This window comes from Granulicatella sp. 20925_1_45, assembly GCF_041433555.1.
GTDB lineage: Bacteria > Bacillota > Bacilli > Lactobacillales > Aerococcaceae > Granulicatella.
Genome location: NZ_JAPWBR010000004.1, coordinates 1 through 21485 on the forward strand (window position 1 = coordinate 1; position 21485 = coordinate 21485).

The 21485-nt window shown below is 39.6% G+C and carries 27 protein-coding genes; 9 read left to right on the top strand and 18 right to left on the bottom strand.

The annotated features are described in order from the left end of the window. Positions 1–75: 75 nt before the first annotated feature. The 9 genes from lysS to O3798_RS02205 form a co-directional block, all read right to left on the bottom strand. Complete coding sequence (lysS, locus tag O3798_RS02165; protein ID WP_371462914.1) at positions 76–1581, bottom strand: lysine--tRNA ligase; 1506 nt, start codon at positions 1579–1581, stop codon at positions 76–78. 94 nt (positions 1582–1675) lie between these two features. Beyond that, the gene (gene dusB, locus O3798_RS02170) at positions 1676–2692 is read right to left on the bottom strand and encodes a tRNA dihydrouridine synthase DusB (protein ID WP_371462916.1); all 1017 of its coding nucleotides are present in this window, start codon (positions 2690–2692) and stop codon (positions 1676–1678) included. Positions 2693–2864: 172 nt separating this feature from the next. After that, a complete protein-coding gene (locus O3798_RS02175) occupies positions 2865–3182 on the bottom strand; it encodes a hypothetical protein (protein ID WP_371462918.1) in 318 nt (105 codons plus the stop codon). Positions 3183–3209: 27 nt separating this feature from the next. After that, the gene (locus O3798_RS02180) at positions 3210–3488 is read right to left on the bottom strand and encodes a hypothetical protein (protein ID WP_371462920.1); all 279 of its coding nucleotides are present in this window, start codon (positions 3486–3488) and stop codon (positions 3210–3212) included. Between the two features lie 16 nt (positions 3489–3504). Then, the gene (locus O3798_RS02185; RefSeq protein WP_371462922.1) at positions 3505–3975 is read right to left on the bottom strand and encodes a hypothetical protein; all 471 of its coding nucleotides are present in this window, start codon (positions 3973–3975) and stop codon (positions 3505–3507) included. Positions 3976–4057: 82 nt separating this feature from the next. Further along, positions 4058–5038, bottom strand: a complete 981-nt coding sequence (locus O3798_RS02190) for a ribose-phosphate diphosphokinase (RefSeq protein ID WP_371463100.1) — start codon at positions 5036–5038, stop codon at positions 4058–4060. An 88-nt stretch (positions 5039–5126) separates the two neighbouring features. Next, complete coding sequence (glmU, locus tag O3798_RS02195; protein WP_371462924.1) at positions 5127–6506, bottom strand: bifunctional UDP-N-acetylglucosamine diphosphorylase/glucosamine-1-phosphate N-acetyltransferase GlmU; 1380 nt, start codon at positions 6504–6506, stop codon at positions 5127–5129. Between the two features lie 134 nt (positions 6507–6640). Beyond that, entirely contained in the window at positions 6641–7585 is a 945-nt protein-coding gene (locus O3798_RS02200) for an AEC family transporter (RefSeq protein ID WP_371462927.1), read from the bottom strand. 12 nt (positions 7586–7597) lie between these two features. Further along, positions 7598–9220, bottom strand: a complete 1623-nt coding sequence (locus tag O3798_RS02205; protein WP_371462929.1) for a malolactic enzyme — start codon at positions 9218–9220, stop codon at positions 7598–7600. Between the two features lie 216 nt (positions 9221–9436). Between O3798_RS02205 and O3798_RS02210 the strand changes: the two genes are divergently transcribed. Then, entirely contained in the window at positions 9437–10327 is an 891-nt protein-coding gene (locus O3798_RS02210; RefSeq protein WP_371462931.1) for a LysR family transcriptional regulator, read from the top strand. A gap of 143 nt (positions 10328–10470) precedes the next feature. On the opposite strand, the gene O3798_RS02215 is transcribed toward O3798_RS02210, so the two are convergent. Next, on the bottom strand, positions 10471–11466 hold the full coding sequence (locus O3798_RS02215) for a Fic family protein (protein ID WP_371462933.1): 996 nt from the start codon (positions 11464–11466) through the stop codon (positions 10471–10473). Positions 11467–11672: 206 nt separating this feature from the next. On the opposite strand from O3798_RS02215, the gene O3798_RS02220 reads away from it, so the two are divergent. Next, positions 11673–12194 carry a hypothetical protein gene (locus tag O3798_RS02220; RefSeq protein WP_175814529.1) on the top strand — a complete coding sequence of 174 codons (522 nt, stop codon included), beginning with the start codon at positions 11673–11675 and terminating at the stop codon, positions 12192–12194. Positions 12195–12206: 12 nt separating this feature from the next. Next, on the top strand, positions 12207–12725 hold the full coding sequence (locus O3798_RS02225; RefSeq protein ID WP_371462934.1) for a transcription repressor NadR: 519 nt from the start codon (positions 12207–12209) through the stop codon (positions 12723–12725). Between the two features lie 39 nt (positions 12726–12764). Here O3798_RS02225 and O3798_RS02230 read toward each other — a convergent pair whose 3' ends face one another. From O3798_RS02230 to O3798_RS02250, 5 genes are all read right to left on the bottom strand, one after another. Then, positions 12765–13772, bottom strand: a complete 1008-nt coding sequence (locus tag O3798_RS02230; RefSeq protein WP_371462936.1) for a DNA/RNA non-specific endonuclease — start codon at positions 13770–13772, stop codon at positions 12765–12767. A gap of 191 nt (positions 13773–13963) precedes the next feature. Continuing rightward, complete coding sequence (locus O3798_RS02235) at positions 13964–14323, bottom strand: type II toxin-antitoxin system RelE/ParE family toxin (RefSeq protein ID WP_371462938.1); 360 nt, start codon at positions 14321–14323, stop codon at positions 13964–13966. Further along, a complete protein-coding gene (locus O3798_RS02240) occupies positions 14313–14570 on the bottom strand; it encodes a type II toxin-antitoxin system Phd/YefM family antitoxin (protein ID WP_371462940.1) in 258 nt (85 codons plus the stop codon). Before O3798_RS02240 ends, O3798_RS02235 begins: the two co-directional genes overlap by 11 nt. A 195-nt stretch (positions 14571–14765) precedes the next feature. Continuing rightward, entirely contained in the window at positions 14766–15290 is a 525-nt protein-coding gene (locus O3798_RS02245; protein WP_371463102.1) for an NUDIX domain-containing protein, read from the bottom strand. A gap of 28 nt (positions 15291–15318) precedes the next feature. Continuing rightward, a complete protein-coding gene (locus O3798_RS02250) occupies positions 15319–15540 on the bottom strand; it encodes a DUF3784 domain-containing protein (protein WP_371462943.1) in 222 nt (73 codons plus the stop codon). Between the two features lie 179 nt (positions 15541–15719). Between O3798_RS02250 and O3798_RS02255 the strand changes: the two genes are divergently transcribed. The 6 genes from O3798_RS02255 (at position 15720) to O3798_RS02280 (ending at position 20140) form a co-directional block, all read left to right on the top strand. Beyond that, positions 15720–16364 carry a hypothetical protein gene (locus tag O3798_RS02255; RefSeq protein WP_371462945.1) on the top strand — a complete coding sequence of 215 codons (645 nt, stop codon included), beginning with the start codon at positions 15720–15722 and terminating at the stop codon, positions 16362–16364. Between the two features lie 36 nt (positions 16365–16400). Beyond that, complete coding sequence (locus O3798_RS02260; RefSeq protein WP_371462947.1) at positions 16401–17048, top strand: hypothetical protein; 648 nt, start codon at positions 16401–16403, stop codon at positions 17046–17048. Positions 17049–17194: 146 nt separating this feature from the next. Further along, entirely contained in the window at positions 17195–17845 is a 651-nt protein-coding gene (locus O3798_RS02265; RefSeq protein WP_371462949.1) for a hypothetical protein, read from the top strand. 126 nt (positions 17846–17971) lie between these two features. Next, the gene (locus O3798_RS02270; protein WP_371462951.1) at positions 17972–18625 is read left to right on the top strand and encodes a hypothetical protein; all 654 of its coding nucleotides are present in this window, start codon (positions 17972–17974) and stop codon (positions 18623–18625) included. A gap of 154 nt (positions 18626–18779) precedes the next feature. Continuing rightward, positions 18780–19451 (top strand): hypothetical protein, encoded by a 672-nt coding sequence (locus O3798_RS02275; RefSeq protein WP_371462953.1) that lies wholly within the window; start codon positions 18780–18782, stop codon positions 19449–19451. Between the two features lie 41 nt (positions 19452–19492). Beyond that, positions 19493–20140 carry a hypothetical protein gene (locus O3798_RS02280; protein WP_371462955.1) on the top strand — a complete coding sequence of 216 codons (648 nt, stop codon included), beginning with the start codon at positions 19493–19495 and terminating at the stop codon, positions 20138–20140. A gap of 55 nt (positions 20141–20195) precedes the next feature. Here O3798_RS02280 and O3798_RS02285 read toward each other — a convergent pair whose 3' ends face one another. The 3 genes from O3798_RS02285 to O3798_RS02295 all read right to left on the bottom strand — a co-directional run bounded on the left by O3798_RS02285 (position 20196) and on the right by O3798_RS02295 (position 21441). Continuing rightward, complete coding sequence (locus O3798_RS02285) at positions 20196–20753, bottom strand: GNAT family N-acetyltransferase (protein WP_371462957.1); 558 nt, start codon at positions 20751–20753, stop codon at positions 20196–20198. Beyond that, entirely contained in the window at positions 20741–21025 is a 285-nt protein-coding gene (locus O3798_RS02290) for a rhodanese-like domain-containing protein (RefSeq protein ID WP_371462959.1), read from the bottom strand. Before O3798_RS02290 ends, O3798_RS02285 begins: the two co-directional genes overlap by 13 nt. Before the next feature lie 104 nt (positions 21026–21129). Further along, the gene (locus tag O3798_RS02295; RefSeq protein ID WP_371462962.1) at positions 21130–21441 is read right to left on the bottom strand and encodes a hypothetical protein; all 312 of its coding nucleotides are present in this window, start codon (positions 21439–21441) and stop codon (positions 21130–21132) included. Positions 21442–21485 lie beyond the last annotated feature (44 nt).

Sequence of the window (21485 nt, forward strand, 5' to 3'; positions counted from 1 at the left end):
TCAAATATGATAATTGCGGTTAAATAAAAAGCACCCCGTCTAAGGCGAACCTTAAACGGGGCACTAAATTCAATATTAGTCTAAGTTTTTCATCGTTGGGAATAATAGGACGTTACGGATTGATTGGCTGTTTGTTAGTAACATAACTAAACGGTCAATTCCGATACCTACCCCACCTGTTGGAGATAAACCATATTCCAACGCTTGGATGAAGTCTTCATCATGCGGATGCGCTTCGTCGTTCCCAGCAGATTTTTCTTCTACTTGTTTCATGAAACGTTCACGTTGATCGATTGGGTCAGTCAACTCAGTGAAGCCATTTCCGTATTCTTTTGTACAGATGAAGCATTCGAAACGATCTGTGAAACGTGGGTCTTCATCGTTTTTACGGGCTAATGGAGATACTTCCACTGGATGTCCGTAGATGAATGTTGGTTGGATTAATGTTTCTTCAACGAAAGTTTCGAAGAATTCGTTCACGACATGTCCGAATGTCATTGAATCTTCGACTTTCACGCCTTTTTCTTTCGCAATTGCGCGTGCTTCTTCGTCTGTCATATGTGGCCAGAAGTCAACGCCTGTTACTTCTTTAATCGCATCTACCATATGAATTCTCTTCCATGGAGCTTTTAATTCCACTTCATGTTCGCCGTAAGGAACTAATGTTGTTCCTAATACTCTCTTGGCAACGTCTGAGATGATTCCTTCTGTTAAATCCATGACATCTTTGTAGTCTGTGTAAGCTGTATAGATTTCGATTGAAGTAAATTCAGGGTTGTGAGTTGTATCAATACCTTCGTTACGGAACACACGTCCGATTTCGTATACGCGTTCCATCCCACCTACTACTAAACGTTTTAAATGTAATTCAGTAGCGATACGCATGTATAATTCCATGTCTAACGCATTGTGGTGTGTGATAAATGGACGAGCATTTGCCCCACCCGCTAATGTGTGTAGTACTGGAGTTTCAACTTCTAAGTAATCACGTTCGTCTAAGTAACGACGGATTTCACGGATGATTTTACTACGTGTAACGAAACGGTCAAAGCTTTCGCGGTTACTGATTAAGTCTAAGTAACGTTGACGGTATTGTTGTTCTACGTTTGTTAATCCGTGATATTTATCAGGAAGTGGACGAAGCGCTTTTGTTAAATGAACGAATTGTTCTGCTTTAACAGATAACTCACCAGTGTTTGTGACCATGACAGTCCCAACAACACCAACGATATCCCCTAAGTCTGCTTTAGTGAATACTTCGTACGCATCATCTCCAACAGCATCTTTACGTACGTAAATTTGGATTTGGCCTTTGCCGTCTTGAATGTGGGCAAAACCAGCTTTCCCTTTTCCACGTTTTGTCATCATACGTCCAGCAATTTGAACTGTTACAGGCTCCTGTTCAGCAAGAGATTCCTTTGTAGCTCCTTCAAATTGTTTGTGGATTTCTTCAGTTGTATTTTTTTGTTTGAATCCAGTACCGAAAGGATCGATTCCTTTTTCGCGTAATTGACTCATTTTTTCACGACGAACTTGTAATTGGTCATTTAATGTTTCTTGTGTTTCTACTTCGAAAGACACGTTTGTTCCTCCTTTGAACGCTGCTTGTTCTTCATAACTCTCCTTATTGTACCAAAAGAAGAGGGCTTATTGAAAGTATTTCAAGACTTTTTGCTTAAATTTCTGCCAAGCGTTGTTTTTGACGTTCTTCACGTTCTAAATGTTCTACCACGAATTGGTCTAATAACGCTTCTACGGTTTGTAAATTCTCAGCTTCGTTAATGGCTACTTTTGTTTTAGAAGCACGTGGTACTCCTTTTAAATAATAGCCTGCCAGTTTACGGAATTCTTTCGTTGCGACTGCTTCACCTTTAAGGTTGGCAAGTCGTTGTAAGTGTAATTTTGCAATTTCAATTTTCTCTGGAACGGTATTTTCAGGAAGCAATTCTCCTGTTTCTAAATAATGAACCGTTTGACGAATCATCCATGGGTTCGCTAAGGCCGCTCGTCCAATCATAACGCCATCCACGCCTGCAATATCAATCATACGTTTGGCATTTTCTGGAGAGCGAACGTCCCCATTCCCGATTAAAGGAATACGCGTTAAGTTCTTCTTCACTTCACCAAGGATTTCCCAGTCGGCTTTTCCATCATACATTTGAACACGAGTACGACCATGCATCGCAACAGCGCTCGCTCCGGCACGTTCTGCAGCAAGGGCATTTTCAACCGCATATAAATGCTCGTGGTCCCATCCTGTACGCATCTTCACTGTTACAGGTTTATCCACTGCGTCAACTACTGCCGCAACCATTTCGTATACTTTATTTGGGTCGAGTAACCATTTCGCTCCGGCTTCTGCCTTAATCACTTTGTTTACAGGGCATCCCATGTTGATATCGATAATGGCAGCCTCTGTGTTTTCAGCCACGTATTTGGCCGCTTCGACTAAAGTATCTTTATTTCCGCCCATGATTTGAACGCTTAGTGGATACTCGTTTGGCTCGATATGAAGCATACTTAATGTTTTCTCATTACGAAATTGAATCCCTTTGTCGCTGATCATTTCGCAAACGACTAAACCGGCACCGAATTCTTTTACAGTGACACGGAAAGCAGAGTTTGAAATCCCAGCCATTGGGGCCACAACTACGCTATTATCAATTTGAATATCTCCAATTTTGAAACTCATCTTAATCTCCTTTTTCAATCTTTGAATCGTCTATCAAGTGAACGGCTTTCTCTCAATCAATCGAAAAGCACGAGCTGCATCACCAATAGTGAGTGCGACTCGTGCGCTAAGTTCACTTATTTCTTGCCGGATTATTGTACCATAACCCGCGCCTTCTTGCATTTGATTCCCCTTAATAAAAGAGTCTCATTGAAAGCAACCAGAACATAATGAGGAATCCACCTGTTAAGAACAACTGCCATCCCGTGTCTTTCACTGTTTTTAGTTGAAATGAAATCCAACTAAACAATGAGAAACTGAGAAGGAACCCCACTGCCGCCACTGCTATAATAGACAGCATCACAAGGAGTAGTTGTTCCCCTACTAAGAAATAGTTACCCGCTCCTAACATCGCCACAAAGAAAAGAGCCCACGAAATCCACATCAAGACCGTAGCGACTTTATGCATTTTTACTAACCCTGGTTGTTTTTCAAAACGTCGTGTTTCCATTAACATCATCGTCCTAAACCTTTTTTATCAATATCTAATGACTCCAGTGAAGAGCAATAACAAAAAGATGAGCCAAGCACCTGTAAGAAGTAGCTGCCACCAAGTATCTTTAACCGATTTTTCTTCGAGTGCAATGAAAACATACATCATGAAACTCACAAACGTCATAATCATGAGAATCGGCATGATGAAGATGGCAATCAACAGTCCTCCTGGGACGCCACGACTGGTCATGAAAATCCATTGTGGCACTAATCCAAGCCACATCAAGACTTCTGCGATACTTTTTGCTTTATCTAGTTTCATGAAAGACCTCCAACAATTATCGAATATTTTGTTTCTGAATTTGTTTGGCAAGCGATCTTGGCGCAAGCGATAATAAGCAAATGCAAATTCCAAATAGGAACACCACCAAACCAATCACTTCAATAATACTATTGAACTGCGAAAACACTCCAATCATGAGCGCCAATATGATGGCAGAAAAGCCAACCTTGCGAACAGCCTTTGCGGTTGCTTGGTAATAGTCTTCAATCGTTTCAGGAGTGGCCGATGTATGTTGCAACTTCACAAGTTCCTGATGCGTTTTTCTCCAATAATTCATCCCCATCCAGAAGATTCCGCCGATGGTCATCGCTGAAAATAGCAATAAAATAGCTCCACCGATTTCGTCCATATTTTCAATAGAATGTACAGATGAATCCATCTCTTCAAACGTCACGAGTGTAATCGCCCCACAAATAAATGAGATAAGAGTAAACCACCCTGCTTTATTTGACACTTTTTGTTCCATACGAACCTCCTATGTTAGATTCAGTATAAACAAAAATGAGCCAAGGCAATAGCCTCGGCTCATTTATTTTAACAATTCTTTATTAATCTAAAATAGTAAATTTCTCGATAAACAACGGACTCACTGAACGGTTTTCGTGAATACGACGAATCGCTTCAGCCATTAATTGGTCAACGCTGATTTGAACAATCTTGCCACCTGTTTTTTCTTCAGGAACTTCGATTGAGTCTGTTACAACTACTTCTTTAATCACTGAGTCGTTAATACGGTCTAATGCTGGACCAGATAATACAGCGTGCGTACAGCAAGCGTATACTTCTAGCGCACCTGCATCTTTAATCGCTTGTGCAGCAAGAGTGATTGTTCCAGCTGTATCAATCATGTCATCGATTAATACGGCAACTTTTCCTTTTACTTCACCGATGATATTCATGACTTCTGCCACGTTCGCTTTTGGACGACGTTTATCAACAATCGCGATTGGTGCATGTAAGAACTCAGCCATTTTACGAGCACGAGTTACCCCACCGTGGTCAGGAGATACAACAACGATATCTTTATCTTTGAAGTTGTTTTCTAAGAAGTGGTTCGCAAGAAGTGGAGCTCCTAATAAGTGGTCCACTGGAATGTCGAAGAACCCTTGAATTTGGGCAGCGTGTAAATCGAGTGTTAACACACGGTCTGCACCGGCTTGAGTAATCATGTTTGCAACTAATTTTGCTGTGATTGGTTCACGAGATTGTGCTTTACGGTCTTGACGAGCGTATCCATAGTAAGGAATAACAATGTTAATTGTTTTTGCACTCGCACGGCGTAATGCGTCCACCATGATTAATAACTCCATTAAGTTATCATTTACTGGATAAGAAGTTGATTGAACGATATACACATGGCAACCACGTACACTTTCATCGATATTGATTTTAATCTCACCATCGCTGAACTGAGTGACAGATACTTGACCAAGTTCTAAACCAATTTCCTCTGCAATTTTTGCAGCCAAAGGACGATTTGAGCTTAAAGCGAATATTTTTAAATTAGGATCGGAATAATGTTCCACAATGATAACCCCCGAAGTTTATTTTATAGTACTATCATACCGTGTTTTGTTTAAATTTTGAATATTTTTGCTAAAAATTTTTGGAAAAATTTTAGTCTTTTTGAGCAGATGGTAATTTTGAAGCGTAATTTTCTTTATTTACTTGACGGCTACGCGCAATCGCAAGCGCTCCAGCTGGTACATCTTCGGTAATGGTTGAACCTGCAGCGATAAATACATCATCGCCCACTGTAACTGGAGCAACGATATTGGCATTACATCCGATAAATACATGGCTACCGATTGTCGCACGGTGTTTATTTTTACCATCGTAGTTTACAAACACAGTTCCGCAACCAACGTTAATATCTTCGCCAAGGTCCGCGTCGCCAATGTATGTTAAGTGACCTACTTTTGTATCTGCCCCAAGTGTTGAGTTCTTCACTTCTACAAAGTTCCCCACATGAACGCGTTCGCCTAATACAGAATTTGGACGTAAGTGTGCAAATGGACCTGCATTGCTGTCGAGTTTCATATGAGATTCTTCGATGTTCGCTGCTACAAGACGAACGCCGTCTTCTAACACGCTGTCACGAACCACGCTATGCGCTCCGATGAAGCAGTTTGAACCGATGACTGTTTTACCTTTTAAGACAACGCCAGGTTCAATCACAGTGTCTGCCCCGATTTGAACAGTTGATTCGATATAAGTCGCTTCTGGGTCGATTAAAGTAACCCCGTTGCGCATATGTTCTTCGTTGATACGAAGGCGCATGTATTTTTCAGCTTTAGAAAGAGCTACGCGGTCGTTTACACCCATACCTTCGTCGAAATCTTTCATTGGATAAGCAGAAACCACTTCTCCACGTTTCTTCAAGATTTCTAATACGTCTGGTAAGTAGTACTCGCCTTGAGCATTGTCGTTACCAACTTCGTGTAAAGCGCTAAAAAGAGCTACGTTATCGAAGCAGTAAGTACCTGTGTTGATTTCTTTTACTTGTTGTTCTTCAGGAGACGCGTCTTTTTGTTCCACGTTTTTTAGAACAGAACCGTCAGCATCGCGAATCACACGGCCGTATCCAGTTGGATCTTGGGCAATTGCTGTAAGGATCGTTGCTTTCGCGCCTGTACGTTCATGCTCTTCCATTAAAGCTGAAAGAGTTTCGCTTGTTAATAATGGAGTGTCTCCACAAATCACAATTGTCGTTCCTTCTTTTCCTTTTAGAAGAGATTCTGCTTGTAACACTGCGTGCCCTGTTCCTAATTGTTCTTCTTGTACGGCATAAGAAACACGATCTCCAAGATGGTTTTGTACCATTTCAGCACCATGTCCAACGATAGCTACGATTTCAGTAGCTCCTGTTTTTTCAACTTGGTCGACAACATGCTCTACCATTGGTTTCCCGCAAACTGGATGCATCACTTTGTAAAGGGCAGATTTCATACGAGTCCCTTTACCGGCTGCTAAAATAATTCCGAATTTTTGTTTCATAATAAGCTCCTTGCTCTTTGAATTTCTACCCTCTAATAGTATAGTAGAATGTTGTTTTTTTCAAGAAAACTCTGAATACAAAGAATCCTTTGCCCATAAAAAAAGGGTCCCAGCATGTTAGCCGGGAAACCCAGTTATCCAATAATGGTTTGAAGAATTGGGATGACAATAACGAATAGCACTGTACTTAAAGTCACGATATTCGTTGCGAATTCGACATCTCCATCCCCTTGGTTTGCTAAGATTGGCAATACCGCTAAGGCCGGTGTAGCAGACTGAATTATAAAGGTTTGATATTCTGCAGTTACCATACCTGGCGCCATTAATTTCAAAACTAGAAACATTAATACAGGCGCAACAATAAATCGACCTATTAGCGCTACAATACTATCCTTATCAAATCGAATCGTTTTGATTCCTGCTTTAGCTAACACTATTCCAATATATACGAGTGAAAGCGGGGTTGTTAACCCTCCTATATATCCCAATGTACTAGACACAAAACTTGGGAGTGGAATATTGATTACTAAAAATACTACAGAGACAATAAATCCAAGTAATGGAGCTGGAAGTAATCTCTTCCAATCAAAATGCGATTCTTGTTTTTTCTTTCCATCTTTACTATCACTTGTCATTAAAAAGACACCTAATGTCCAAGTGGAAATTGTATTCGTAATATAGTAAATCAAGAAATATGCCAAGGCATCATCCCCAAAAAGTGCGATATTTAGAGGTAACCCAATAAAAATCGTGTTTGCATTCACGAATGTATTAATGACAGTCCCTCTTCGCCCTGGAGCCACTTTGAAGGCTTTGACACTTAAGAAGGCAACGATATATCCAAGTGCAAAAGCTATAAACGTATAGATGAGTCCTCCAGACAAGCTAATCAATTTTTCTAGTGTTAAATATTTTAACACGGAAACAAAAATCGATACGGGCATTGCTACATTCATAATGAGTTTAGATAAATCATTGCCAAAATCATTATGGAACAAGCCTTTTACTTGTAAGAAGTATCCAAGCACAATTAGTGCAATAATTGGAACAATGGACTCAAGAGATGTTAAAAATAACATCTACATCGCCTCCTAATATTTTGGTGTCCATCTAAATTCACGAACTGCTTTTTCCATATCTTGTTCAGCAGCGCGAGCTAAGCCTTGTTCCTGTGCTTTTTTAGCTACAGCCGTTGCCACTTTCAACGATACTTCATTGACGTATTTGAACGGTGGTAATACAGGTGCCCCCGGTTTTGTAATATCAACGATGCCATTTACAGCATGAGCTGCTGCCCCAATCATTTCATCGGTTAATAGACTCGCCTCAGAAGCCAACATTCCTAATCCAAGACCAGGATAAATCAACGCATTGTTCGCTTGACCAATCACGTAGTTTACTCCGTTGAACTCAACATCATCTGAAGGAATTCCTGTTGCAACAAATGCTTTTCCGTTAGACCATTCAATGATGTCTTTTGCTGATGCTTCTGCTAATTTTGTTGGGTTAGACAATGGGAAGATGACAGGACGTTCTGCATTTTCACACATCGCTTCTACAACTTCTTTTGTAAATGTATTCGGTTGAGTTGAAGTTCCCACTAAGATAGTTGGTTTAACAGTTTTCACTACTTCTAATAAATCTGTTAATTTATCTGCGTTAGCAAAATCGCTACGTTTTTTCGCAAATGGTCGTTGTTCAGGTGTTAAATCGTCCATATCATCGAATAACAATCCTTGTTTATCTACCATGAAGAAACGTTTATAGGCTTCTTCTTCACTTAGACCGTCGACAACCATTTCACGAAGGACACGAGAAGCAATTCCTGCCCCTGCAGTTCCCCCACCGTAGCATAAGTACACTTGATCTGTTAATTTTTCATCAGCAATATCCATTGAGGCAAACACCCCACCAAGCGTTACAATTCCTGTTCCTTGAATATCATCATTGAAGGTTGGAATTTGAGTTTTGTATTTGTTTAAAATATTGGCCGCGTTGCCACGTCCGAAGTCTTCCCAGTGTAAGTATAATTTAGGGAAAAGACGCTCTGCCGTTTCAACAAATTGGTCGATAAATGCATAGTAACGGTCCCCACGAACACGTTCATGACGGTTTCCTAAATAGTTAGGATCATCTAATAGACTTTGACGGTTTGTACCAGCATCAATCACTAAAGGCAAAACACTTGCTGGATCGATGCCAGCCGCGCCTGTGTACACCATTAATTTCCCTACAGAAATATCTACACCGTTTGTACCCCAGTCACCAATTCCCAGAATTCCTTCCGCATCGGTTACGACGATTAAACGAATCTCACGGTCCCCTGCAGCATTTTTCAAGGTTGCTTCGATATTTTCTGGGTGATTGATATCTAAGTAAGCCGCATATTGAGGATCCACAAAAAGTTCGCTGTAGTTTTCGATAGTGTCAGCAATCGTTGGATCATACACGATTGGGTTGAATTCTTCTAAATGTTGTGAGAATAAATAATAAAATAACGTACGATTTGTATTGAAAATTTCCATTAAGAAAAGGCGTTTTTCAAGGTCACTACCTTTTTGGTGCATATGCGCATATGTTTGCGCTGCTTGTTCTTCTAACGTTTGAACGTAAGGTGGTAATAATCCTACCAATCCTAATTCTTGACGTTCTTCTTGTGTAAATGCTGTCCCTTTATTTTTAAAAGGATCATTTAAAATTTGGTGTCCACGCATGGTGATTCCTCCTATAAAATAGTCATCTGCAAAATGGCGCTTAAATGCCATTGATGCTTTGTTTAAGAGCATAAAAAAAGCGGAGATAGAAAAGCTTATCACCAATAAACTCTTTCTCCCCATCCTGTGCTCCCTATTGACATTTTAACGATTCCCTTTTAGCATAGTCAAATAGAGGATGTGTTATAATTTTTTTAAATATGAGGAGTCTTACTTATGAAACTTCAACAACTCAAATACTTTAATGCTCTATGCCGTTTAAAATCTTTTTCAAAAGTAGCTTCAACTTTCAAAGTCAGTCAACCTACTGTCAGCTACGCCATTAAATCATTAGAAGAAGATCTCGGTGTGCAGCTTTTCCTACGGAACCAATCTCATACAGATGTGTCTCTTACTAAAGAAGGCGAACTTTTTAAAAAATATTCGCTCAATGCTCTTCAACAACTGGACATGGGAATAACGGCAGTAAAGAACGCTCATGATGGACGTATTAAAATCGGTCTTACCGCCGCCCTTTCGCGTTTCTTCGATTTAACAAAACATATTTCATCGCTAGAAGAGATTTTCGGAACTGAAATCGGCTTATTAGAAGATGGTTCGAAAGAAATCACAAAGAAAATTATTTCGAACAAATTAGATATCGCTTTATTTGGAACGAGTAAAGAAGTCTTTAGCAGCAACCTTGATTTGAAAAAAATCGCAACTTTCCCGTTTAAATTAGCCGTTCCGAAAAAACACCCACTATCAAAAGAGTCTCATGTTCATCTCTCGCAATTAGAGCATGAAAAATTTATCCTCTTTAATGAACATTTCATTCATAATGAAGTGTTTTGGAAATTTATGAATTCATACGGAATCATCCCAAATATATTGGCCGAAGTTAGCGATATTCAAGGCTTCGAAAACTTTATCCAACAGAAAAACACTATCGGCCTTCTCGTCGATTTTTTAAAACTGGACGGTATTCAACTGATTGACCTGGACGAGCCAGAACCTGTCCAATTTTATTTATATTTAGCCAAACAAAAAAATGGAAAAGTTACAGATGAGGCATTTAATGAGATGGAGTTGTATATTAAAAATCAAATGTACGCTTTAAAAAATTAATTCTAATATGCTACTTATTCACTTTAAAAGACAATAGATGCGAAAAGGAACCTCTTTTATGAAGCGCACCCCAAAAGTTAGACAGAAAATCTAACTTTTGGGGTGTTTTATGATGAAATGAAGTTATGAGGAAACGTTTGAATCTAAATAGAACCTAATGAATATAACTTTCCTTTCGTACTTCCGCTAGAAGTCAGTAAGCCAACTTTGACAAACAACGATAAGTAGCGTCGAACGGTTGCGGCACTGAGCCCTGTGAGTTCTTGTGCTTGCTGATTACCGATATTCCCATACTGTTCAAGATAGGCTTTTACTTGTTCAAAGACTTCTCGCTCTTTTGGTTTTAATGATGGCAAGACGATGTACTCCGAATTTTCTTCTTCGATACGGTCTTGTACTTTCACTTCTTCAAGAGTTTCCAAAATCACTTCGAGCATAAACTCAACAAAGACCGTTGCATCATTTTCCTTGTTGCTAGTGGCGAGTGCATCATAGTACCCTTGCTGATGCGCATGAATCACAGACTCAATCGGGAGCCATTCGAATAACGGATTCCACCTACTCAAAATCAAACTTTGCCACAATCGGCCCATTCGACCATTCCCGTCTTCAAACGGATGAATGATTTCCAACTCAAAATGGACAAGACACGATTTCACCAAATCGAGCAAATCACTGTTCTTAGCCCACGAGAATAACTCTTCCACAAGACCTGGAACAAACTGCGGACGTGCGCCCACATGAACCACTCGCCCACTGCCATCATAAACGCCGACATCACTTAATCGAAACTGACCTGGATGCTTTACAAGCTCTTTCGTCAACAGTTCATGCGCTTTTAAGAAATCTTCTACACGATAGGGGTTCATCGAAAAAACACGATCGTACGCCTCATACGCATTTTGTACTTCATGAATATCCTTAGGCGGCCCCAGAACTCTTCGGCCTTCGATCACATCCGTTACTTGTTCTAACGTCAGACTATTATTTTCAATCGCTAGTGAGGATTGAATCGAGCGGATTCGATTTTCCTTACGCAATAAAAGCGGATGTTTCTCGATTGAATATTTGGTCAAGAGTTCCGCAATATTATGCACCAGCCCCAACATCTTTTCTGTAATTTGAAAATTCACTTGCATCCGTCTCACCTCTCTTTTGTCCTATTGTAATGCCACTTCTTTATAGAATCAAGCGAAAAACGAGCGGATTATAAGCGAAAAATAATCTCGTATCGAGGTTTTCTTTTCATTTATTTTTTTTAAAATGGAGTTTTTGCTATTGATTTATTGTATACACAGAACTATACTACTGTATATACAGTAAACAAAGGGAGAGTTTTATTCTGATGAAAAATGTTCGTTTTATGACACTAACCGCACTATTAACCGCGATTGCCATCTTCATTCCTATCGCGATGCCACTAAAATTGGTGATTCCACCTGCTTCGTATACACTCGGAAGCCACGTTGCAATCTTTATTGCGATGTTTATCAATCCGTGGATGGCCATCTTCGTCGTTCTGGGGTCATCGTATGGATTCTTTATTTCCGGGGCGTACCCACTCGTCATCGTTTTCCGCGCGCTATCGCATATTCTCTTTGCGACACTTGGAGCCTTTTTCCTACAGAAATATCCAAAGACGCTAGAAAACCGCAAAGCGTCATGGATTTTCAACTTCGTATTGGCGCTCATTCACGCAGTCGGAGAAGTATTAGCCTGCGTGCTCTTCTACTCCGTTTCAGGAACGGATCTTCAAAGCATGTTTTACGTCCTCTTTGTCCTAGTCGGATTTGGTACAGTGATTCACAGTATGGTAGACTATGAATTAGCACTAGCGGTGTATAAAGTTTTACAAAAAAGACGTTAAAAGAGGGAAACTATGCCAAAAGAACGAAAAGCTGAATTACTAAAACTGCTGAAAAATGCGCCAAAGCCACTCAATGGTCAAAGCCTGGCGGAACATTTCCACGTAACTCGACAAATTATCGTGCAAGATATCGCGCTTCTTCGCGCTGATGGGGCCACGATTCTATCGACGAACCGCGGATATGTCTACAAGGAGCAAGAGAGTTCGCCGTACGTTCATCGCCTCTTCAAGGTCAAACACGATACCGAGGCTATCGAGAGTGAACTTCTAGCCATTGTCGATAATGGAGGTCGCATCCAAAACATTCAAATTGACCACCCCGTTTATGGTGAAATCCAAACGCTCGTGAAACTGACATGTCGCCGTGACGTTCAGCACTTCTTGGAGCAAATCCATCAAGCGGACTTTCGCCCACTGTCCTCTTTAACAGACGGTGTGCATTATCATCTGGTAGAAGCTGAGAACCAACAAGATCTCGACTATATTGAAGACGCCCTCGACAAATTAGGGTATTTAGTAAAAGAAGATTAAACGAAAGGAGCACCACACAAATTGTGTGGTGCTCTTTTTTCATTCTTTAGAGGTATGCCGTTTTCCTAACCTTTTCGCCTGCGCTTCTGTCATTTCTACAACATTACCCCAATTTGTATTGTGTGGCATGTTCCCTTTATTGTACCAATACACATCCGATTTTCCTTTTTTAGCTACATATACAGTTCGATACTCTTCTTGATTTACTGTTGTTTCGGTTACAGCTTCAGTTACAGCCTCAGTCTGGGCAACGGTTGTTTCTACTTTCTTCGCAAATAGCGGTTCCGCATTTCCTGTCGCATAGTCAATTTTCGCATTTGGCGAAGTGTTATCAAGCGTTACGTGAGTCACGCCATCTTTATCGATGTTCTCTTGTTTTGTTCCAAATGAAATCTTCATCAGAGTTCCATCGCTTTTAATTCCAGCATACTGCAACTCAATTTTTCGAGGAATGAGTTCATCCCCTTCGTAAATTGGCGTTACTTTATAATCCAACCAATCATTTGGATGAGCATTAATCCAATCCGCAAGATTATTCTCGTAGAAAAGCATCGCGGTTTGGTTTGCCGAATCCTTATCGGACAAACTACCTGTATTTAACAGGGCTGTCATTGGTGTTAAATTCCGTAACTCGTTATCGAGTCCACTGAATTGATAACCTACTAAATGCCCGCGATTCATCAACCACGCTTCTTTACCACTTCCGGAGTCATCAATCGGCATCTTATAGTTATGCCAACCAACTGGATCTACACTGATTTTCGGTTCTCTTTTCGCTTTCGGTTTATCTTTGATATTCAGTTGAATATGAGCCGATGTCGAACGCTCTAATTTATCAAGGTCTCCCAAAACCAATTGCTTTTCCTTCTTAAACGGAAGTAACGAATCTGGCAACTTCGCAGGTGCCACTGTCGTCGTTTCAACCGTTGTAACCTTCGCTACTGTCTCTGTTGTCGCTTTCGACTCTTTCTTATGTCCCCCACATGCAGCCAAAGAAACGCAAGCGACTACTAACAAACCCAATTTCCAATTCGATTGAATCTTCACCCTAATTCCCCCTAATACACTTTGTTAAAAAACACACTAACTAGATTTAGTATAGTCCTCCTACATCCTGAATACAATAGAGTTTTTATTTAATTTTCGTCCTTTCGGGTGAAAAAACCGTATAGGATATTTTACGAATAGAAAAAGACCTGACATTTTTGTCAGATCTTCTAAGTCAGTCCTATATTTTACTAAATTAATAGCGTAACACTAGGTTCTTCGATATTGAACTTTGTATGTTGAAGGATATTTCTCACATCTCTCAATTCATGAGATACCCTCAATATCAAAATTCTCTTTTGTCTTTTCATAATCAGGTAATAAATAACATACCTACCAACCAGAACTCTCCGAATCATATCTGTCGGAACAAATATGTTATCTAATACTTCTCCGCTCTCAGGAAATGTACAAATGCGATTGAACCCTTTCATCAGCGCATCCATAAAATGAGTCGCAGATTTCGGAGTCATTAATTCCTTGGAAAGATAATAGAGTATTCCTTCTATATCGTTATTTGCTTTTGCGGTCAGTTCAAACTCATATTCCATACTTCTCCCTCAATTTTAGAAGCGCCTCTTTCCCGTCTAGCATGCGACCTTCTTCGACATCTTCAAGTGCTTCAATCAGTAGGCGAGCTTCTTCCATTTTTTGAATCGTGCTTTCATAATATTCGATATCCATCACGACTAATCTCCCATACCCATTTTTAGTCACAAAAATAGGTCCTTGTTCTTCTTTGCATTGTCTTTCTACTTCTACTGTGTTTTTTAAATCTCTCATCGGAATAATTTTCATATTCATTCCTCCTTTTATTTTGTGACTTAATTGTACCATAATTTAGCCACAATTTCATTTATCCTCCTCTCATAATTTAATTACGTTATTTTTTCTCGATGAGGGTTTTACAAAAATAGAAAGACCTGGCATTTCTGCCAGGTCTATGAAGCTTCGTTATATTTTTATCGTACAGATTTATTGTGATAAACACTCTTATTCCTTGCTTGAAAACCACTCATTTACCCACTCCAAGACAGGTAATTCTCGGTTCGCCAAGAGTACGCCCCACGGTTTCGCCGTGCATCGTTTGTACTCTTCGAAAGCTTCTTCGTAAGTGAGTTTTAAGGTAGACAACTCGAATTCCTCTAGTTCTTTTGGAGTCATCTCTGTTTTCCCAAAACTTGTCACGAGACAGAGGAAATAGTGGTTCACATTATGACGGTGAATCTGATTGTAGTAATCGCTCACCGTGCCAATCTTGCACAGCACCTCCACGTTAGCGCCAAGTTCTTCCTTCAACTCCCGATGAATCGCCTCTTCAGGAGTCTCTCCTGCCTCCACGCCGCCGCCAGCTGTTTCAATAAAGGCTCCGTTACCGAAAATATCGTCTCTAACTACACGAACAAAGTAGAAGAATCCCTTTTCATCCACAACGATTGCACGAGCAACATGCCGATCATGCGTAATCTCCGCCTTCTCCCACTGCGTATCTTCTAGTCTTAATGCTAATTCCTTCACTGCCAAACTCTCTTTCTACAGTATTTCTCTACGTAAATATCATTAATAACACAAATAGTACAAGCAATCCAACACCTAAGGTTAACGTAATCTTGCCAACACGAATCGCATCTGCGTCTGTTTGGCTCCCTACTTTCTTACGAGCTTCAAAATTATTGATAAGCCCAAACTTCTTTTTGAATACGATGAGATAACCAAAACTTGAAAATGTGATTCCTAGTGCAAATATGATTATTTTTAATAATAACATTTTCCTCACCTCAGATTTTGCTGAAACTACCATGCTTTCAGCCTTAATTCACTACTATTATCTCTCCTCCAATACAAAAAGACAATATTAAAACTTACAATTAATTCCTTTCTACCGCTTCTTTTAATATTATTTGGAACATGATAAAATATTAACAGAGTTAGATTTAGGAGGGTTTTATGAAAAACAAAATTTTATTAACTTCTGTTACTATGCTGTCTGCACTAATAGTAGCGGCTTGCGGGAACGACAAAAAGAAAGCGCCCGAAACAACTCCAGCTCCAACAACAGAAGTAACTACAACCGTAAACACTACAACCACTCCTACAACAACGGCTGGAACTGCTGAAACAAAAGAAGTCTCACTTGATAACACTCAACGGGTCGGGCGTGAAGATGTTGGTTATTTCAACGTCCCTAAAGATTGGGTAGCATACAAAGACCCAAACGGTGGCCCTCAATTCCAATACGCTTCAAAAGATCCATATAATATGATTACGATTAATGGATATGGCAAAGACCAATTAACCGTCAATGCTGGGGAAACTTTTGGGGCTGAGTTACTAGCTAACCGCTTGTATGAAGGCTGGCAATACAATCCTAAAGTTGATAAAACGCAAAAGGAAAAGACAAAATTTGCTGGCGAGGATGCTTTCCTTATTAAAATTCAATTGAAAGACGGCAAATACTTGTTCCAATGGGTTTTCCAAAGAGGAGAAAAAGTATACGACGTTTTACTGGAAGGAACAGAGAATACAGTCGCAACATTAAGATCTATTCTTGAACAATCTTGGGGCTTAGATTCAAAAACTCCAGGCCAATAAACAAAACTCTGAACTCAATCAAGGAGAACAATCAGTATGAAAAACAAAATTTTATTAGGTTCTATAACGCTTCTATCTGCTTTAATGGTAGCCGCATGCGGAAACGGAGAAAAGAAAGCAACGGAAACAACGGCAGCTCCAACAACAGAAGTAACGACAGCTACACCAACGACGACTGCTCCTACAACAACTGCTAGCGCTTCTTCTGATGCAAAAGACGTCTCACTTGGAGATACTCAACGTATTGGACGTGAAGATGTTGGCTATATCAATGTCCCTAAAGATTGGATAGTATACAGCAGCGAAAAATATCCTGATCTATTCCGATATTCTTCGCCAGATAAATACACTGTTTTATTACTCAGAAGTTTTAGTAAAGAGCAATTTAAACTTAACGATGGGGAACCATGGGGAGCAAAAGCAGTTGCGAATCGCATGTTTGTTAAATGGAAAGATGACAAACAACAGACTAGTTTAGACGCCGTCAAGACAAAATTCGCTGGAGAAGAAGCTTACTTATTAAAAGTAACATTTACAGACGGAAAAACTCTATATGATTGGTTCTTCCTAAAAGGAGATCTCGTTTATCGAGTTGCAATCGAAGGTACAGAAGAAACAATTAACTCATTAAGACCTATTTTACAAAATACATGGAGCTTAGATGCAAAAACTCCTGGACAATAATCACTAACATACTAAAAGAGACTGATTCGCACAATCAGTCTCTTTTTTTTATACTCTCCCTTTTTGATAAGAATGAATTTCTATTTAAACTAACAGTAAAAAATGGTAAACTAACCTTGTGACAACAACTTTTAAGGAGAACAATCATGATGAAAAACAAAATTTTATTAGGTTCTGTGACGCTTCTGTCTGCTTTAATGGTAGCGGCTTGCGGAAACGGAGAAAAGAAAGCTACGGAAACAACTGCAGCACCAACTACGGAAGCAACTACAGCTGCACCAACTACAACAGCACCGACAACTACTGCTAGCGCTTCTTCTGAGACGGCTGAAGTTTCACTTGAAGATACTCAACGTATCGGACGTGAAGATACTGGGTATGTCAACGTTCCTAAAGACTGGGTAGAATTCAAAGCTGCCAATGGTGGCGATCAGTATCAATATGCTGCATTAGATGGATATAATATTGTGACATTAAACGTCTTCACTAAGGACAAATACCAACCTGTCGAAGGTGAAACGTGGGGCGCAGAAATGATTGCAAACCGATTATATGGTACATACCAAAAAAATCCTAGCATCGAAAAAATCCAAGGTGCCAAAAGAAAAGTGGTCGGAATGGATGCTTTTCTAGTTCAAATTCTTACAAAAGATGGTAAATATTTCTTCACCTGGGTCTTCCAAAAAGACGACAAAGTGTATTCAACAAGCTTTGAAGGAAATAAAGAAACACTTTTAAAAATGTTTGACTTAATTGAACAAACATGGGGATTAGATCCAAAAAATCCTGGAAAATAATCAATCGTTAATTACTGAGACTAATCCCTATGATTAGTCTCTTATTTTATACTCTTTTTGCTATTATTTAAATTCCATCACATTAATGGTAAAATAGACCTATAACAACTGTTAAGGAGAACAATCATGATGAAAAACAAAATTTTATTAGGTTCTGTGACGCTTCTATCTGCGTTAATGATAGCGGCATGCGGAAACGGAGAAAAGAAAGCAACGGAAACAACTGCAGCTCCAACAACAGAAGCAACTACTGCTACACCAACTACAACAGCACCGACAACTACTGCGGGCGCTTCTTCTGAAACAAAAGAAGTATCACTTGCAGATACTAAACGTATCGGACGTGAAGATACTGGTTATGTCAATGTTCCTAAAGACTGGGTAGAGTTCAAAGAAATCGAAGGAAACAACCCACAACAGTATCAATACACAGCAGATGGATACAATGTTGTGACATTAACTGGCTACTCTAAAGACCAAGTAAAACTTGGAAAAAATGACACCTGGGGTGCAGAATTGGTTGCGAACCGTTTATATACTACATACGAAAACAATTCTGAAATCGCTAAAATTCAAGGTGCGAAATCCAAAGTGATTGGAATTGATGCTTTTGTCATCCAATCTCTCACAAAAGATGGAAAATATTTCTTTACCTGGATCTTCCAAAAAGGTGATAAAGTATATACAGTAGCCTTTGACGGAGACAAAAGCACTCTTCAAAAAATGTTTGACTTAATTGAACAAACATGGGGCTTAGATCCAAAAACTCCTGGGAAATAATCAATAATTAAATAACAGAGACTAATCGCTATGGTTAGTCTCTGTTGTTATGCTCTATTATCCCTCTTTTTTAGCCAAAAATTTTCCTAGTTGATTTTTCATCCGCGTGTGATATAATACAAGTATAATAAACCTGTTAAGGAGAACAATCATCATGAAAAACAAAATTTTATTAAGCTCTGTAACGCTTTTATCTGCTTTAATGGTAGCTGCGTGCGGAAACGGAGAAAAGAAAACAGCGGAACCTGCTGCTGCACCAACAACTGAAGTCGCTAAAGAAACTACAGCTGCACCAACAACTACTACTCAAACGACTACTGCTAAAACAACAACTCCTGGGACTTCTTCAGAGACAAAAAAAGTATCACTTGAAGACACAAAACGTGTTGGGAAAGATAATATTGGCTATGTCAACGTCCCTAAAGACTGGGTAGTATTCAAAGCCTCAAACAACCCTGATAACTTCTATTATTCGTCACCAGATCAATATAATATTATGTATCTAGAGTCTTATTCTAAAGATAAAGTTAAACTTAATGATGGTGAAACGTTTGGCGCAGAATTAATTGCAAATCGTTTGCTCAATGGCGTGAAAAATGATAAAGAACAAACTAGTGTTCAAGGCGTGAAAGCTGATTTTGCGGGAGAAAAAGCTTACTTAATAAAAGCAACATTCTCCGATGGTAAAACTATGTTCGAATGGATTCTCCAAAAAGGGGATATCGTTTACGTAGTCTCAATCGAAGGTACAGAAGACATGGTTAAATCGTTAAGACCAGTTTTTGAACAATCTTGGGGCTTAAATGCAAAAACTCCTGGACAATAATATAAAAACCAGGTATTAACCTAATCAAGGAGAAAAACAATTTGAAAAACAAAATTTTATTAACCTCTGTGACGCTTCTATCCGCTTTAATGGTAGCGGCTTGCGGAAACGGAGAAAAGAAAACAGCGGAACCAGCAGCTGCGCCAACAACTGAAGTAACTACAGCTGCACCAACGACAACTGCTCCAACAACTACTGCCAGCGCTTCTTCTACAGAAAAAAAAGTATCATTTGAAGATACTCAACGTGTTGGCCGTGAAGAATCTGGTTATATTAACGTCCCTAAAGACTGGGCAACATACCAAGATAAAAACACTGGTTCTCAATTCCAATTTTCTTCACCAGATAAATACAATATTTTATCAATGAACGCGTACACTAAAGATTCCGTTAAACTAAAAGATGATGAGAAATTCGGTGCAGAATTACTTGCCAACCGTTTGTATAATAACTGGGAGAATAACAAAGAAGTGAAGCAAATTCAGGGAGTAAAAGCAAAATTTGCTGGAGAGCAAGCTTTCTTAATGAAAGTAGTATTTACTGACGGAAAATATATGTACGAATGGGTCTTCCAAAAAGGCGAGAAAGTATATGATGTCGCACTCGAAGGTACAGCAGATACAATCAATACTTTAAGACCTTTCTTTGAACAATCATTTGGCTTAGATCCAAACACTCCAGGAAAATAATGACTAACATACTAAAAGAGACTAATCACACATTGATTAGTCTCTTTCTTTATCCTTATGCTCTTGTAGCCCACTCTTCTCTTAAAACTCCGTACTTCACACTATCATAATACTGCCCTTGATAGTAACGGACTTTACGAATTTGGCCTTCTTTTAGGAATCCTAATTTCTCGGCAACGACCATCATTGCACCGTTCCCGCTCCAAGTCGTCATGCCAATATGTTCAAGCGCATCAGTTTCGTGGAAAATGGCATCCACCCACTTCGTTAGCGCGGTAGTCGCAACCCCTCGGCTCCATAACTGGTCGTCATAAATCACAATCCCGATTTCTAGCCATCGTGTTGCTTCGTCCACCCATGATTTTGAAACCATCCCAACAGGCTGACCGTCAACTACAATACATCTGCAATCTTCGCTCATTAAAAAGTCCGCAATCGGGCTTGCTCCAAAACTTTCCGCATCATCAAACTTGCGGTAATCATTAAAATAAGGCGCGTTAAACTTCGTCCACGCTGGATGGTCTGTAGAAAAACCACTCTTCCAAATCGTTTCAAGGAAACTTTTGTTAAAAGGAACTAGTTGCACCTCGGTTTTTTGCTTTAAGCTTTCCACTGATTCATTCCCCCTTCAACGTTTACCACATCAAACCCTTTTGTCTCCAAGAACTGGCAGGCACGCTCCGAGCGCATCCCGCCTTGGCAAATCACATAATAGCGTTTAGACGCATCCAGTTGCTCGTATCCTTTATCTAACGTACTAAGCGGCACATTCACAGCACCTTCGATATGTCCTGCTTGGAATTCATCCACTTCACGAACGTCTAGAATCGTGATGTCCTCTTTTTGATGCAACGCTTGAAATTCTACTGGTTCAATTCTTTCCATTTTCTTACTCCCTTTCTCCTACTTCATTTTCTCTCACTTCCTACTGTATCGTATTCCAGCGAAAAAACAAAGCGCCATGCACGAATTCATGCACGGCACTGTTATTATTTAATATTATGTTTGTTCATCTTTTGTTGGAAAATTCCAGTGATGATTTCACGCAATTCTTCGCGCTCTTTTTCAGGAAGTTCGCCTTCTTGTTTTGCGACTGCGTACAGTTCAGGATTTTCTTTTGCGATACGTTGAACAGTTTTTGTTGTCGCATGACCTCTGACTAAGAACGGAATTGCCTTAATCCATTCTTCTGGCACTAGCGCTAGAATTTTCTTAGCCGCTTCTTTGTCCGTCAACACCGCTGTGCTCAATCCTTTTTTAATTTGTTCTTGTTCTCTTTCTGTAAAATCTTTTATATCCATTTTATATCCTCTTTTCTATTCCCTTTTTTGATATACATACTATT

What these genes read in the sequence shown, in the direction of transcription:
- dusB (WP_371462916.1), bottom strand. Translation starts at nt 2,692, where the DNA reads ATGAGTTTCAAAATTGGAGATATTCAAATTGATAATAGCGTAGTTGTG.
- O3798_RS02175 (WP_371462918.1), bottom strand. Translation starts at nt 3,182, where the DNA reads ATGGAAACACGACGTTTTGAAAAACAACCAGGGTTAGTAAAAATGCAT.
- O3798_RS02180 (WP_371462920.1), bottom strand. Translation starts at nt 3,488, where the DNA reads ATGAAACTAGATAAAGCAAAAAGTATCGCAGAAGTCTTGATGTGGCTT.
- O3798_RS02185 (WP_371462922.1), bottom strand. Translation starts at nt 3,975, where the DNA reads ATGGAACAAAAAGTGTCAAATAAAGCAGGGTGGTTTACTCTTATCTCA.
- glmU (WP_371462924.1), bottom strand. Translation starts at nt 6,506, where the DNA reads ATGAAACAAAAATTCGGAATTATTTTAGCAGCCGGTAAAGGGACTCGT.
- O3798_RS02200 (WP_371462927.1), bottom strand. Translation starts at nt 7,585, where the DNA reads ATGTTATTTTTAACATCTCTTGAGTCCATTGTTCCAATTATTGCACTA.
- O3798_RS02205 (WP_371462929.1), bottom strand. Translation starts at nt 9,220, where the DNA reads ATGCGTGGACACCAAATTTTAAATGATCCTTTTAAAAATAAAGGGACA.
- O3798_RS02210 (WP_371462931.1), top strand. Translation starts at nt 9,437, where the DNA reads ATGAAACTTCAACAACTCAAATACTTTAATGCTCTATGCCGTTTAAAA.
- O3798_RS02215 (WP_371462933.1), bottom strand. Translation starts at nt 11,466, where the DNA reads ATGCAAGTGAATTTTCAAATTACAGAAAAGATGTTGGGGCTGGTGCAT.
- O3798_RS02220 (WP_175814529.1), top strand. Translation starts at nt 11,673, where the DNA reads ATGAAAAATGTTCGTTTTATGACACTAACCGCACTATTAACCGCGATT.
- O3798_RS02225 (WP_371462934.1), top strand. Translation starts at nt 12,207, where the DNA reads ATGCCAAAAGAACGAAAAGCTGAATTACTAAAACTGCTGAAAAATGCG.
- O3798_RS02235 (WP_371462938.1), bottom strand. Translation starts at nt 14,323, where the DNA reads ATGGAATATGAGTTTGAACTGACCGCAAAAGCAAATAACGATATAGAA.
- O3798_RS02240 (WP_371462940.1), bottom strand. Translation starts at nt 14,570, where the DNA reads ATGAAAATTATTCCGATGAGAGATTTAAAAAACACAGTAGAAGTAGAA.
- O3798_RS02250 (WP_371462943.1), bottom strand. Translation starts at nt 15,540, where the DNA reads ATGTTATTATTAAAAATAATCATATTTGCACTAGGAATCACATTTTCA.
- O3798_RS02255 (WP_371462945.1), top strand. Translation starts at nt 15,720, where the DNA reads ATGAAAAACAAAATTTTATTAACTTCTGTTACTATGCTGTCTGCACTA.
- O3798_RS02260 (WP_371462947.1), top strand. Translation starts at nt 16,401, where the DNA reads ATGAAAAACAAAATTTTATTAGGTTCTATAACGCTTCTATCTGCTTTA.
- O3798_RS02265 (WP_371462949.1), top strand. Translation starts at nt 17,195, where the DNA reads ATGATGAAAAACAAAATTTTATTAGGTTCTGTGACGCTTCTGTCTGCT.
- O3798_RS02270 (WP_371462951.1), top strand. Translation starts at nt 17,972, where the DNA reads ATGATGAAAAACAAAATTTTATTAGGTTCTGTGACGCTTCTATCTGCG.
- O3798_RS02275 (WP_371462953.1), top strand. Translation starts at nt 18,780, where the DNA reads ATGAAAAACAAAATTTTATTAAGCTCTGTAACGCTTTTATCTGCTTTA.
- O3798_RS02290 (WP_371462959.1), bottom strand. Translation starts at nt 21,025, where the DNA reads ATGGAAAGAATTGAACCAGTAGAATTTCAAGCGTTGCATCAAAAAGAG.
- O3798_RS02295 (WP_371462962.1), bottom strand. Translation starts at nt 21,441, where the DNA reads ATGGATATAAAAGATTTTACAGAAAGAGAACAAGAACAAATTAAAAAA.